Genomic DNA, 14,074 nt, shown 5'->3' with positions numbered 1-14,074 from the left:
GCTCATGAAGATAGCCGTTGCGTCGCCCGAAAGCGAGGTCGTGCGGCCGGGCGCGCGCGTGGGATTTGGCGCGCGCATCGATCATCATCGCGGGCTCATCATCGCGATCAGTGCGTTGCTTGCGATGCTCGCCGGATGGGTTTCGCTGTCCGCGACACCTGTCGGGCTCTACGACATCGGATCGGTAATTTCGAGCGCAACTACACTCGCGCTCGCGGCGATCGGGCAGACCATCGTCGTGCTGTCGGGCGGATTCGATCTGTCGGCCTCGGCGGTCGTGTCGCTCGCGAACGTGCTTGCCGTGCGCTTCGTGCAAGGATCGCCCGTCGAACAATGGGGCGGCGCCGCGCTGATTCTGGCGATCGGCGGCGGCATCGGCCTCGTCAACGGCGCGCTGATCGCATGGTTTCGCTTGCAATCGATCGTCGTCACGCTCGCGACGATGTTCATGGTGCAAGGCTTGACGCTGCTGATTCAGAACAAGCCGGGCGGCAGCGTCGGCGATCAGTTCGGCGCGGTGCTCACCGCCGATCTCATCCCCGACAAGATGCCGATGTCGGCGGGCTTGCTGATTCTTGCGCTGTTGATCTGGTCGTTCATCAAGCGCACGCGTTACGGCGTGGGTCTGTACGCGTTAGGCAGCGATGCCGACGGCGCGTATGCGAACGGCATGCCGGTCACGCGCTACCGCATCGCGACGTATGCGCTCGCTGGCATGTTCTACGCGGCGGCGGGTCTGTATGTATCGGCACAGACGGGCTCGGCCGATCCGCTCGTCGGCCGTCCGCTGCTGCTCTCGATGTTCACGGCCGTCGTGCTCGGCGGCACGTTGCTCGGCGGCGGACGTGGCGGCTGCGTCGGCACCGTGTTCGCAGCAATGACGCTGATGATCACCGTGAACATTCTGCTCGTGCTGAACGTATCGGCGTTCTTCACGACGATAGCCGAAGCGGTGATCCTGATTCTCGCGGTGCTCGGTTCGTCGATCGGCAAGCAATCGGCGGCGCATGAATGCGCGCGTCACGCGGCGCAGTGGCTCAAGGCGGTGCGAACGGGCACGCGCGCACGCGACGACAAGCATGCGCGGCGCGTTGCGTTCGAAGTCGACGATTATCGTCCGGTTGAAAACACGGAGCTGAAGGGACGACCGATCGCCGACTGGATCGAGCGCAATCGCGAATGGGTCAAGTATGTGGTGCCGGCTTATCTGCTGTTCTTCGCGGTGGTCGTCATCACGGGCTTTGTCTATGGGCCGGGCGTGCTCGTCAGCGCGAACTTCTATAGCAGCCTGCTCACGCTGACCTTGTTTCTCGCGATACTCGGCCTCGGCCAGGGCGCGGTGATCCTGACGGGCGGACTCGACTTGTCGATGCCCTGGCTCATCACGCTGTCGGGCGTGTTGCTGACCGGACTCACGCACGGCGTGAACGGCGCGGCCGCGTGGGCGGTGCCGATGGTGCTGCTGGTCGGCCTGCTCGTCGGCGTGTTCAATGGCGTGGGCGTCGTGATGCTCGGCTTGCCGCCGATCGTCGTCACGCTTGCGGCGAACGGTTTGCTGCAAGGCCTCACGCTGATCTATTGCAATGGCTCGCCACAAGGATGGTCGCCGTCGACGATCAGCGAATTCACCAACGGACGCTTCGGTCCGCTGTCGATCGCGGCGTGGAGCGTGCCGGTGTTTCTCGTCATCGCGTTGCTGCTCCTGCATCGCACGCCGTTTGGGCGGCGCGTGTATGCGGTCGGCAATTCGCCGGTCGCGGCGAAGCTGTCGGGCGTGCGCGTGGGCACGACGCTCATCGCCGTGTATTGCCTTTCGGGTTTGTGCTCCGCGATCGTCGGCCTGTTGCTCGCGGGGTTCAGCTCGCAAGCTTTTCTCGGCATGGGCGATCCGTATCTGTTGCCGTCGATTGCAGTGGTTGTCGTCGGCGGCGCATTGATTACCGGTGGACGCGGGCACTATCTCGGCGTGTTCGGCGGCGCGCTGCTGCTTACGGCGCTCGGGACGTTGCTTGCGGGAACCACGGTGCCGCCCGCGGTGCGCGACATCATCAACGGACTCGTCGTGCTGGCGGCTGTCATCACGCTGCGGGACAAGAAGGGCTAAACCAACTCGAACGAGGACCAGATGCAGATGCAAGCGAACAACATTGCGGTGATCGGTTCGGGCCGTATCGGCCGCGCGTGGGCGATCGTCTTTGCGAAGAGCGGCTTCAACGTCACGATCCACGATGCATCGAAGGGCATGCTCGGCGGCGCGATTCCCGCGATCCGCGAAAGCGTCGAGGATCTGGCGTCGTTCGACCTGATCGATGAAGCCGTCGATGCGATCGTGGCCCGCATCACCGCATGCGAACATCTCGCCGATGCTGTCGCCGACGCCGATCTCGTGCAGGAGAACATCGCGGAAGTGGTGGAAGCGAAGCGCGCGTTGTTCATCGAACTGGACCGCCTCACGAAGCCTGACGCGATTCTGGCGAGTTCGACATCGGGATTGCCTGCATCGACCTTCACGGAAGGCATGGCAGGCCGCGCACGCTGTCTCGTCGCGCATCCGGTGAATCCGCCGTCGCTGGTGCCGCTCGTCGAGTTGTGCGGCGCGCCGTGGACCTCGCAGGACACGATGGAACGCGCACGCGCCATCTACGAAGGAGCGAAGCAGAAGCCCGTCACCGTGAATCGCGAGATCTCGGGCTTTCTGCTCAATCGTCTGCAAGGCGCGTTGCTCGACGAAGCGTTGAGTCTCTATGAACAAGGTTATGCGAGCGCCGCCGATCTCGACACCGTGATACGCGATGGACTCGCGATGCGCTGGTCGTTCATGGGCCCGTTCGAAACGATCGACCTCAACGCGCCCGGTGGCGTGGCCGATTACGCCGCGCGCTACGGCGGCACATACAAGAGCATCGCTGCGGGACGCAAGCCGTTCGACTGGTCCGCCGAGACGCTCGGCAAGCTCGATGCCGAACGGCGCGCGGTGCTGCCCCGCGAGAAGATCGAAGAACGCAGCCGCTGGCGCGATCGGCGTTTGATGGCGCTGCTCGCGCATCGGCGCGATATCGAGGACGGTGAAGCCTGAACAAAGGAGACGACGATGCCCGAAGTACGCTTGCTGGTCGATGCGAACAATCATCTCGGCGAAGGACCGCTATGGGATGTGAAGGAGGAACGGCTCTACTGGATCGACAGCACGGCCGCGGAAATCTATAGCTGCCGTGCTGACGGCGGCGACGTGAAGCGCTATTTCGTGCCGCGTCACATCGGTTCGATGGCGTTGCGCGAGCAGGGCGGCGCGGTGGTCGCGCTCGCGAACGGCCTGCATTTCTACGACTTCGATGCGCAGACCGTGCAGTTCATCGCCGATCCCGAAAGCGACGATCCCGAGACGCGGTTCAATGACGGAAAGGTGGATCGCCGTGGACGCTTCATCGCGGGCACCATGTCCTACGACTTCGACCGCTACGATGCCGATCGCGGCCAGCGCTCGACGCGCAGCGGCGGGCTGTATCGGCTCGATACGAATGGCCAGGTCACGCGGCTCGACAGCGGCATCAGTTGTTCGAACGGCCCATGCTGGAGCCCCGACAACAAAACCTTCTACTTCACCGACACATACAGCAAGGAGATGTACGCCTACGACTACGACATCGAAACGGGCGCGGCGACGAACAAGCGCCTGTTCGCATCGGCGCACGACATGGCCGGCACGTTCGATGGCGCAACCGTCGATGAAGAAGGCTATGTCTGGTCGGCTCTCGTCTTCGGCGGACGCATTCTGCGCTTCGCTCCCGATGGCAAACTCGATCGCGTCGTGCCGTTTCCCGTGCGCAATCTGACGAGCGTGATGTTCGGCGGACCGAGTCTCGACATCCTCTACGTATCGACGATGGGCCGCCCGATGTGGGGCATTCCGCAGAAAGAGCGCGACAAGGGCGGCCTTTTCGCGGTGACGGGCCTCGGCGTGCGCGGCATTCCCGAGCCGCGTTTCGCGGGATAGAGCATGAGCGTTTATCATTCGGGCCTCAGGGTCTCGAACGATATCGCTCGACATGGATACGAACAAGCTCATTGCGTCGCTGCCCGCGCGCATCGACGCGATCATCTCGCGCGGTGCGAAGGCGCATCCCGATCACATCGCGTTGCATGAGGACGCGCGCACGTTGACTTATGCGCAACTCGACGATGCAATCGATGCGCTGGCCGCGCGTCTCGGTGCGGCGGGCGTGCGCGCCGGCGATCGCGTCATGCTGATCGGCGAGAACAGCGTCGTGCTCGTCGCATCGCTTTTTGCCGTGAGCCGTCTCGATGCGTGGGTGCTGATCGTGAATGCGCGATTGTCCGCAGTCGAGCTCGATGTGATCCGCGCGCATGCGAAGCCACGCATCGCGCTCTATACCGTCGATGTTTCCGACGACGCCGCGCATCACGCGCAACGTGACGGCGCTTCGGTCGAATCGCTCGATGCGACGCCGATCGGCGCGTTTGCGTTAAGCGATATCGATGCCGCGTCTGAGCAGGAGCCGCACGGACTGTCATCGGACAGGCAATGCGCGGCGCTCATCTACACGACGGGAACGACCGGCGCGCCGAAGGGCGTGATGCTGTCGCATCGTAATCTGCTGTTCGTCGCGGCAGTATCCAGCACGCTGCGTCGTGTCGGTACCAGCGATCGCGTCTATGCCGTACTGCCGGTATCGCATGTGTTCGGTCTTGCGTCCATGTGCCTCGGTTCGCTGTATGCGGGCGCGACGTTGCGTCTTGCGGCGCGTTTCGATCCCGCGCGCGCGGGACGCGTTCTCAGCGATGAACGCATGACGATCTTTCAAGGCGTTCCCGCGATGCATGCGAAGCTGATCGATCATTTCACGCCGCGCGGCGGCCTGAATGCGCCATCGTTGCGCTTCGTCTATTGCGGCGGCTCGCCTCTCGACATGACGCTCAAGGCCGCTGCCGAAGCGTTCTACGGTGTGCCCTTGCATAACGGCTATGGCATGACGGAGAGCAGTCCGACCGTATCGAACACGCTGCTCGATGCACCGGCGCCCGATTCGTCCGTCGGGCCGCTGATTCCAGGCGTCGAGGCGCGCATCGTGCCGCTCGCGCATCAAAGCGACGCCGACGATACCGGCGAACTATGGGTGCGCGGGCCGAACGTGATGCTCGGCTATTACCGCGATGCGGCGCAGACGGCGGCCACGGTGACGGAGGACGGCTGGCTCAAGACGGGCGATCTCGCGCGCTTCGAGAGGGGCAACCTGTATATCGTCGGGCGCAGCAAGGAGTTGATCATCCGCTCGGGTTTCAACGTGTATCCCGCGGAAGTGGAGCAGGCGTTCAACAGTCATCCCGCCGTGCTGCATTCCGCCGTGGTCGGACGGAGCGTGCAGGGCAATGAAGACGTGCTTGCGTTCGTCGAATTGAGGCCCGGCTGCACGGCGAGCGAAAGCGAACTCGCGGAGTGGGTCGGCGAGCGGCTCGCGCCCTACAAGCGGCCTTCTTCTATCCGCATACTCGATGCATTGCCCGTGTCCGCGAGCGGCAAGGTGCTCAAGCATCGGCTCGGAAAGCTCGCTAATTAGTTGCGGATGCAACCGGTTTGCTCGCTGCATTCGTGTCTTCGCCTGCGCCGCCCAGCGACTGGAAAAGTGCCGCGGTGTCCGAGAGACGATTGGCGTGCGCGAGCGCGTAATCGAGTTGCGTCTGAAGCGCCTGACGTTGTGTGTCGAGCAGATCGAAGCGGCTCACGCCGCCCGCCGTAAAGCGCGCGCTGGCTGTGTCGAGATTGGCTTGCGCTTCGTTCGCCGCGATCTCGCGCGCGTGCAGGGCATCGGCATCGTTTTGAAGCGCGGTCAGGCTATCGGCGACCTGTTGCAGCGCGTCCAGCACGGTCTGTCGATAGGCTTGCATGGCTGCTTCGTAGGCCGCTTCGGACGATCGCTTCCTCGCGCGCAGCTCGCCGCCATGAAATAGCGGCTGCGTGAGATTCAGGCCGACGTTCCACACGTTGAGGCTATTGAGCATGTCGTGGATGTTCGTGCGCTGGCTTCCCACGCCCGCAGAGAGCGAGAACTTCGGATAGAGGTCGGCAGTCGCCACGCCGACGTTCGCGCTCGCCCGATGCAGCAACGCTTCCGATGCGCGGATGTCGGGTCGTTCGCGTGCGAGCGTCGAGGGCAAGGTCAGCGGAACGTTGCCCGGAACATGAAGCGAGTCGAGCGTGATGGCATCGAAGTCGGCCTTGGATGGCTCGACGCCCAGCAACACTGCAAGCCGGTGATCGGCCTGATCGCGTTGCGTGACGAGCGACGGAAGGTTTGCGCGCGTCTGCTCGACGAGCGTGCGCTGGCTGCGCACGTCGAACGGCGCGACGCCGCCCGCCTTCAGGCGGCCTTCCATGATGGACAGTTGACGCATCTGTGCATCGACGAGACCTTCGGTGAGCGTGATCTGATGCTGCAACGAAGCGCGCCGGATCGCGGTGGCAACGACATTGCCCGCGATCGAAAGCCGCGCCGCATCGAGCTCGAACGACTGATAGTCCACTTGCGCACGCAATGCTTCGAGTGCGCGCCGCTCGCCGCCGAAGAAGTCGAGCGTGTAAGACACGCTCACCGAGGCATCATAAAGCGTGAACGGACCCGGACTCGGAATCGGCACGCCGAAGGCAGCAGGATCGACCTTTTGACGCGAGCCGGAGAGCGAGGCATCGACGACGGGAAAGTATGTCGCGCCCGCCTGCGCGCGATAGTCCTCGCGCGCCTGCACGAGCTTCGCCCGCGCCTCGTCGAGCGTGGGACTGTCGCTCAATGCGCGATCGACGAGACGGTTCAGCGTATCGGAGCCGAACTGCGTCCACCAGCGCGGCAGCGCATGATCGGCCGCGGGAAAGTCCTTTACCGCGACCGGCGTTTTGACATAGGTCTGCGTGTCCGGCGGCGCAGGCGCATGAAAATCGGGGCCGACAGTGCAGCCGCACAACGTGAGCGCGCAGAGGGGAAGAATCATTTTCATCGATGTTTCCCTAGTCGAGCGTGCGCCGATAGAAGCGCAACGCAATGCCCATCACGATGACGGTGAAGAGCGCCATCGGCCACACCGAGGGCCACAGGTCCGCCCAGCCGTTGCCCTTGAGAAGAATGCCGCGAATCAGGCGATTGAAGTACGTGAGCGGCAGCAAATTGCCGATGAACTGCGCCCACGCCGGCATGCCCGCGAACGGAAACATGAAGCCGGAGAGAAGGATGTTCGGCAGGAAATAGAACATGGTGAGCTGCATTGCCTGAAGTTGGTTCTGCGCGAGCGACGACAGCGTGATGCCCACTGTCAGATTCGCGGCGATGAAAAGCAGCGCGGCGAGATAGATCGCGAGCGGATTGCCGACGAGCGGCACATGGAAGACGAAACGCGTGGCCGCGAGAATGATCGACGCCTGAATGAGACCGATGAACACGTAAGGCACGATCTTGCCCGTCATCACTTCGACGGGACGCACGGGCGTGGCAAGGAGGTTTTCCATCGTGCCGCGCTCGCGTTCGCGCGTCATCGCGAGGCCGGTCATCATGACGAGCGTCATCGTGAGAATCACGCCCATCAAGCCGGGCACGACGTTGTATTGCGTGATGCCTTCGGGGTTGTAGAGGTTGTGGACCTGCACGTCGAATGGGGCGGGCGTTGCGTTCAAACGAGCAAGCGGGCCGGTGATGTCCTTGTCGGCAACGGATCGTACGAGCATGGTCAGCGCGTTGCTCGCCTTGCTCACCGCATTCGGATCGGTCGCGTCGGCCTCGACGAGCAGCGCGGGCCGCTCGCCGCGCAACAGCTTGCGCGAGAAGTCGACGGGAATGTTCAGCACGAAAAGCACGCGGCCTTGCGCAAGTGCGCGACGGCCAGCTTCGTCGTCGGGCAGCGTCTCGACGATGTCGAAATAGCCGGAGTGCTCCATTGCCGCGATGAAGCTGCGCGAAAACGGACTCTGATCGCCGACGATCACGGCCGTCGGCAGATGCTTCGGGTCGGTGTTGATTGCGTAGCCGAAGAGGGCGAGCTGCACGATAGGCAAGCCGACGATCATGCCGAACGTGATGCGGTCGCGCCGCAATTGCAGGAACTCCTTGATGACGATGCTCCACCAGCGCGTCACGGAGAAGCGCGCGAATATCGCGAGCGGGCCGCGTGCCTTCATGACGTCACCTTGAAGTTGTCGGTCGACCGGCTCATCAGATAGATGAAGACATCTTCGAGTCCGGTTTCGATCGGCTCGGCGCGCGTTGCGCCGTCTTTTGTCGCATCGCGCACGGCCGCCTCGAGCGCAGCGTGATCGCTGCCGCTCACATGCAGCGCAGAGCCGAATACGACGGTCTGATCGATGCCGGGCGTCTTGCGCAAGCGTTCGGAAAGTTCGCTCAAATGCTCGCCGTGAATGCTCCATGTCGCGAGGTTTTGCGATGCGATCACTTCGTTCGCGGTGCCTTGCGCAAGCAGCTTGCCATACGCGATATACGCGAGCTTGTGGCATCGCTCGGCTTCATCCATGTAGTGCGTGCTCACCAGCACCGAAATGCCTTTCGCGGCGAGACGATGCAACTCCTCCCAGAAGTCGCGGCGCGCGGTGGGATCCACGCCTGCGGTCGGCTCATCGAGCAGGAGCAGCTTCGGCTCGTGCAGCATGCATGCGGCGAGCGCGAGGCGTTGCTTCCATCCGCCCGAGAGCGAGCCCGTCAGCTGACTCGCGCGGCTCTCCAGACCGAGCGCTCCGAGCGCGCGATCCACGGTTTCGCGGCGATTGCTCATCTGATAGATGCGCGCGACGAAGTCGAGATTCTCGCGAATCGTCAGGTCTTCCCAGTACGAGAAGCGCTGCGTCATATAGCCGACGTTGCGCTTGATCTCTTCGCTTTCGCGCACGATGTCGTAGCCGAGGCACGTACCGCTGCCCGAATCGGGTGTGAGCAGGCCGCACATCAGGCGGATGGATGTTGTCTTCCCGCTACCGTTCGGGCCGAGAAAGCCGAAGATCTCGCCGCGCGCGACTTGCAGCGATACATCGTTGACGACGTGTTTGTCGCCGAAGTGCTTGTTGAGATTCTGGACGTCGATGACGTATTGCGTGTCCTGCATGCTCGTTACACTCATTGCAACCTCACGCCGACGGGTTGGCCCGGATGCAGCTTCGATGCATCGGCCGGTTGAGGATGCGCTTCGACCATGAACACGAGCTTCGAGCGGTTCTCGTTGCTATAAATGACCGGCGGCGTGTATTCGGCCTGATTCGAGATGTAGGTGATTTTCGCGGGCACGTCTTCCGTGCAGCCGTCGCAATGAATCGATATCGCGCGCCCCGTTGCGAGGCTGCCCACCATGTTTTCCGCAACGAAGAAGCGCACTTTCACGTTCTGCGGCGGCAACATCTGCACGACCGGACTGCCCGCCTGTACCCATTCGCCGACACGATAAAGCGTGTCGTACACGAGCCCGTCCGCAGGCGCCGCAACGCGCTTTTGGTCGACCTTCCATTGCGCCTGCGCGACAAAGGCTTGCGCGGCTGCGACTTGCGCGCGTTGCGCCGCGATCTGTTGAGGACGGCCCGGCAGGCGTGCGATATCGACCTGTTCGGCGAGGTCGCGTACTTGCGCGGCGGCGGCATCCGCATTCGCGCGCGAATCGTCGAGCTGCCCTTTGGCGATGCCGCCCGCGCTGAACTGCGCTTCATCGCGGCTCAGTTGCAGCGCGGTCTTGCGAGCGTTCGCGCGTGCCTGCGCGAGTTGCGCGCGCACCGATGCGACCTCCGGTGCGCGCTTTCCCGTGAGGATGTCCTCGAGTTGCGACTGCGCGGCCATGAGTTGACGCTGTGCCTGATCGAGGGCGGCGGTTTCATCGGCCGATTCGAGCATGAAGGCGCTCGTTCCCGCCTTCAACGTTTGCCCCCGCGCGACGGACAGCGCTGTGAGCTTGCCCGATTGCGACGAGCCGAGGTAGACGAATTCACCTTCCACGTAGCCCTGATAGATATCGCGGTCCTGATGCGAGCACGCCGCGAGCGCCGTGGCGAAAAGCAAGCAGGTCGGGATGGCGGTGATGCGGCTCATGGCGCGCTCCGTGGAAGTATTCGTTACTTGGTTGGTCTACCAAACAATACGTGAGGCGGCTCGTCGGTGTCAAGCAGAGCGGCGGTGGGTCGCACGCGGGTGTGCCAAATCAAGGATAGACGGCGCGAGTAAAAATTACAGGCGGGGCGGATGCGCCGGCGTAAAACGACGCCACGAGCGAAAGTAAGACGAAAGCGCGAGCAGGCATTACGTGTGCTTCGCTGATAGCGACACGAGGCGACTACGACATGGACAATCTTTTGAAGATCGCGCAGGACTGCGGCTTTTCAGTGGTGCTGGAAGGCCGGATCGGCACGCAGGAATACAACAGCGTGAGTGGTCCGCTGCAGGCGTTGGAGAAGTTCGCGGAAGTCATCCGCGATACGGCTTTGCAGGAGCAGCCGCGGCAGGACGAGTGAGCTCGAGTCGCTGTTCGAGAATGGCGTCATTCGGGTGAAAGCGTTTCGCGAATAGATTCGGCGTCCGAATTAAATAACCGCCGACAACCTTTGCGTGTCTCCTGCATTCGAATTACAGTGCGATATTCGTGTGACTGGAATCGACACTGATAAGAACGGAGACGCCAAGATGAATCGAAGAAAGGGACAACGCCTGATTGCGCTGACGATCGGCGCATCTCTAATCGCACCGCTCGACGCGCGAATCGCATTCGCCGATACACCGGGCGATGAAACGATTGCCGTTGCCGGTCTTTCGCAACCGTCGGACATCCTGATCGACCGTTGGGGCGTACCGCACATCTTCGCCGTAAACGATAGCGACGCCTTCTTCGTGCAAGGCTTCAACGCCGCGCGTGACCGCATGTTTCAGATCGATCTGTGGCGCAGACGCGGCCTCGGCGAGCTTTCGGAGGTCTTCGGTCCCGCTTATGTGGAACAGGACAAGGCCACGCGGCTCTTTCTTTATCGCGGCGACATGGCGACCGAATGGCAGCGCTATGGTCCCGATGCGAAGCCTGCCGCGACACGCTACGCAGCCGGCGTGAATGCGTATATCGACTGGCTTGCCGCGCATCCGGACCGCATGCCTTATGAGTTTCGCAAGATCGGCTATTGGCCGGCGAAATGGAGCGCCGACGATATCGTGCGTATTCGCAGCCACGGTCTCACGCGAAATCTCACAAGCGAAGTCGCGCGTGCACGCGTGACGTGCAAGAGCTCGCTCGACGCGGACACCGTGCGTTTCGGACTGCAGCCGCAGTGGAAAGCGCAGATGCCCGCGGGCCTCGATCCCTGCCTTCCCGATGATGTCCTCAAAGTCTTTACGCTCGCAACACAAGGCGTGCGCGTGACGAAGGAGTCGATGAAGAGCACGGATGCATCGACGACGATGATCGCCGCAGCCGAGAATCCCGAGGAAGTGACCGAAGGCAGCAACAACTGGGTGATCGCGCCATCGAAGTCGGCGACGGGCCGCGCGATCATGGCGAACGATCCGCATCGTGCTTATGCCGCGCCGAGCCTTCGCTACATTCAGCAGATCAGCACGCCGACGCTCGATATCATCGGCGCGGGCGAACCTTCGGCGCCAGGCATTTCGATCGGGCATAACGGCTCGATCGCTTATGGACTCACGATCTTCAACATCGATCAGGAAGATCTCTATGTATACGAGTTGAATCCGGCGAATTCGCGGCAGTATCGTTATAAGAGCAAGTGGGAGCCGATGCGCGTCGTGCGTGAACAGATCGCCGTGCGTAATGGCGCTCCCGTCACCGCCGATCTGCTTTACACGCGACACGGTCCTGTGATCTATACGGAAGAACGCAAGCATCGCGCCTTCGCCGTGCGCACGGCGTGGCTGTCGCCCGGCATGTCGCCGTATTTCGATTCGATGCGCTATATGCGCGCGAAGAATTACGCGCAGTTCAAGGCATCGCTTGCGACATGGGGCGCGCCGACTGTGAATCAGCTCTATGCGGACAAGGATGGAAACATCGGCTGGGTGCCGAGCGGCCTCGCGCCGAAACGCCCGAACTGGGACGGCCTCATGCCCGTGCCCGGCGATGGCCGCTATGAATGGGCGGGCTTCTGGCCGCGCGATGCAATGCCTTCGGTCTATAACCCGGCGCAAGCTTATTTCACCACGTCGAATGAAATGAATCTGCCCGCGGGTTATCCGTATGCGGAGCGCAAGCTCGGCTTCGAATGGACCAACGGGTCGCGGCATCAGCGTATCGACGAAGTGTTGAAATCGCTGCCGAGGGTGTCGATCGAAGACTCCGAGCGCTTGCAGAACGATGACGTTTCGATTCCGGCGCGCAGGCTCGTCGCATTACTCGCGCCGCTTTCGAGCGATGATGAAGACACACGCGCCGCGCTCGCGATGCTCAAGGACTGGGACGCGCACATGAGCGCGAGTTCGCCGCAAGCCGCGCTCGAAGAAGTATGGTTCTCGCGTCATCTCGGACGCACGTTCAAGGAAGCGGTGTTGCCGAAGGACGCGGCGGCGTCGTTCGGCGCACCCGATACCTCGGTGATGCTCGATTCGCTCGAACATCCCGAGACGCGCTTCGGCGACGAGGCGCCGGCCAAACGCGATGCCGTTCTGCTTTCGAGTCTGCGCGATGCCTATGCGGAGATGCGTCATCTGCAAGGCGCCGATGCAACCCAGTGGCGTTGGGGCAAGCTGCAAACGAACCTCAACGCGCATCCTCTGGCCGATGTCGTCGATGCGGACATGCGTGCGAAGCTGAACGTCGGGCCGATCGGAAAGGGAGGCAGCGCTTACACGCCGAATCAGTCGACCTATCGCGCGAGCGACTTCCGCGAGACGAACGGACCGTCGTTTCGTGTGGTCGTCGATGTCGGCAACTGGGACAACTCGCGTGCGGTGAATCTGCCTGGCGAATCGGGCGATCCGGATAGCCCGCATTATCGCGATCTCGCGCAGATGTGGCTCGACGGGCAGTACTTCCCGTTGCTGTATTCGCGCTCGGCCGTCGAAGCCGCAACGGAGAAACGCGTGCATCTCGTGCCGGACGCGCATTGAGCACGGGCTGCGTGAGCGCCGATGATCTTCACGGCGCTTTGCATCACAATTACGATCGCGGTGGACGGGTGCTGGCTGGCGCCTTGCCGGACTCCTCATCCGGTTCATCCTCCGCGCTTCCTTCTTTATTCTTCTTATAGAGTCTGCTTCGACGCGGGAATAGATCGCTGCGTACCCGGGTTAACCAATCGAAGCCTCTACGCTTGAAACCTAGGTCAAGTGAGTCGAAGCCGCGCAAGGGCCCTGTGCGTTCGATGAGGTCGTGGATCGCGTGCGATCCGGTCAACCTTTTCTGTCGGAGTGAACATCATGAACGCCATCGCCAAAATCGTCGTGTCCGTCGCCGTGGTCGCTGCACCCACGTTCGTTTTCGCGCAGAGCCAGAACGCCCCTCTGACGCGCGAACAAGTCAAGGCCGAGCTTGTTCAGCTCGAACAGGCGGGGTATTCGCCGGCCACGGGCGAGCAAGCCAACTATCCCTCGGATATTCAGGCGGCGGAAGCGAAGGTCGCCGCGCGGCGGAACGCGAACGAAGCGAATGAAGCGTACGGCGGCACCCATGCCGGCGGCGCGGCGTCGGGTTCAGGCGCGATGCGCAAGCCGATGTCGATGAAGCATGGTTCGATGTGGATGTCTACGTCGGATTGCGTCGGGCCCGCGAGTTATTGCACGCTGTTTTTCGGAAGCTGAGTCGTCGGGCTGTTGGTGAGCGCGGGGGAGTCGGTCGGGACTTCCCGCGTTTGCATGTCTGGCTATTTGTACGTCCAGCGGCGTTTGGCGGGCGCAGAAAAATAATTTGCGAAAGGGGCTTGCGGAGATGTCATCGGCTCTTCATAATCTCGTTTCTCTGCTGCTGATGCAGCGACGCAAGACGGAAGTTGAAGTAAGGCTTGTCTTGCGATGTGCTCTTTAAAAACTAACAGCCGATAAGTGTGGGCGCTTGATGGCGAGTGCGGCTGGTTCTTCGGAATCGGCGATAG

12 protein-coding genes are annotated in these 14,074 nt (G+C 62.4%); 7 read left to right on the top strand and 5 right to left on the bottom strand.

Annotated elements, in window-relative coordinates:
• The first annotated feature begins 4 nt into the window (after positions 1-4).
• From NCS67_RS18885 to NCS67_RS18870, 4 genes are read left to right on the top strand one after another with little or no spacing between them, the layout of a single operon-like run.
• On the top strand, positions 5-2,104 hold the full coding sequence (locus tag NCS67_RS18885) for an ABC transporter permease subunit (protein WP_008354431.1): 2,100 nt from the start codon (positions 5-7) through the stop codon (positions 2,102-2,104).
• Positions 2,105-2,131: 27 nt separating this feature from the next.
• Positions 2,132-3,076, top strand: coding sequence for a 3-hydroxyacyl-CoA dehydrogenase (locus NCS67_RS18880; RefSeq protein WP_250436356.1), 945 nt, complete (start codon positions 2,132-2,134; stop codon positions 3,074-3,076).
• A 15-nt stretch (positions 3,077-3,091) separates the two neighbouring features.
• Positions 3,092-3,994, top strand: a complete 903-nt coding sequence (locus tag NCS67_RS18875) for an SMP-30/gluconolactonase/LRE family protein (RefSeq protein ID WP_250436106.1) — start codon at positions 3,092-3,094, stop codon at positions 3,992-3,994.
• Between the two features lie 52 nt (positions 3,995-4,046).
• On the top strand, positions 4,047-5,576 hold the full coding sequence (locus NCS67_RS18870; RefSeq protein ID WP_250436105.1) for a class I adenylate-forming enzyme family protein: 1,530 nt from the start codon (positions 4,047-4,049) through the stop codon (positions 5,574-5,576).
• Here the strand turns inward: NCS67_RS18870 and NCS67_RS18865 are convergent.
• Genes NCS67_RS18865 through NCS67_RS18850 form a run of 4 tightly spaced genes read right to left on the bottom strand, consistent with a single transcriptional unit; the run spans position 5,569 to position 10,082 of the window.
• Positions 5,569-7,008 carry an efflux transporter outer membrane subunit gene (locus NCS67_RS18865; protein WP_250436104.1) on the bottom strand — a complete coding sequence of 480 codons (1,440 nt, stop codon included), beginning with the start codon at positions 7,006-7,008 and terminating at the stop codon, positions 5,569-5,571. The genes NCS67_RS18870 and NCS67_RS18865 overlap by 8 nt on opposite strands.
• 10 nt (positions 7,009-7,018) lie before the next feature.
• Positions 7,019-8,179 (bottom strand): ABC transporter permease, encoded by a 1,161-nt coding sequence (locus tag NCS67_RS18860; RefSeq protein WP_250436103.1) that lies wholly within the window; start codon positions 8,177-8,179, stop codon positions 7,019-7,021.
• Positions 8,176-9,129: an ABC transporter ATP-binding protein gene (locus NCS67_RS18855; RefSeq protein ID WP_502801865.1), complete on the bottom strand. Its 954-nt coding sequence runs from the start codon at positions 9,127-9,129 to the stop codon at positions 8,176-8,178. Before NCS67_RS18855 ends, NCS67_RS18860 begins: the two co-directional genes overlap by 4 nt.
• On the bottom strand, positions 9,126-10,082 hold the full coding sequence (locus NCS67_RS18850; protein ID WP_250436102.1) for an HlyD family secretion protein: 957 nt from the start codon (positions 10,080-10,082) through the stop codon (positions 9,126-9,128). Before NCS67_RS18850 ends, NCS67_RS18855 begins: the two co-directional genes overlap by 4 nt.
• A gap of 248 nt (positions 10,083-10,330) precedes the next feature.
• On the opposite strand from NCS67_RS18850, the gene NCS67_RS18845 reads away from it, so the two are divergent.
• The 3 genes from NCS67_RS18845 (at position 10,331) to NCS67_RS18835 (ending at position 13,784) form a co-directional block, all read left to right on the top strand.
• Entirely contained in the window at positions 10,331-10,501 is a 171-nt protein-coding gene (locus tag NCS67_RS18845) for a hypothetical protein (protein ID WP_008354446.1), read from the top strand.
• A gap of 169 nt (positions 10,502-10,670) precedes the next feature.
• Positions 10,671-13,094, top strand: a complete 2,424-nt coding sequence (locus NCS67_RS18840) for a penicillin acylase family protein (protein ID WP_250436101.1) — start codon at positions 10,671-10,673, stop codon at positions 13,092-13,094.
• 309 nt (positions 13,095-13,403) lie between these two features.
• The gene (locus tag NCS67_RS18835; protein ID WP_175982883.1) at positions 13,404-13,784 is read left to right on the top strand and encodes a DUF4148 domain-containing protein; all 381 of its coding nucleotides are present in this window, start codon (positions 13,404-13,406) and stop codon (positions 13,782-13,784) included.
• A 62-nt stretch (positions 13,785-13,846) separates the two neighbouring features.
• Here the strand turns inward: NCS67_RS18835 and NCS67_RS18830 are convergent.
• A partial coding sequence (locus tag NCS67_RS18830) for a hypothetical protein (RefSeq protein ID WP_250436099.1) occupies positions 13,847-14,074 on the bottom strand: 228 nt, incomplete at its 5' end.

The organism is Caballeronia sp. ATUFL_F2_KS9A (assembly GCF_023630765.1).
Taxonomy (GTDB): Bacteria; Pseudomonadota; Gammaproteobacteria; order Burkholderiales; family Burkholderiaceae; genus Caballeronia; species Caballeronia zhejiangensis.
Note: the sequence above shows the minus strand (reverse complement) of the source record. Positions and strands in the feature narration are given on the sequence as shown.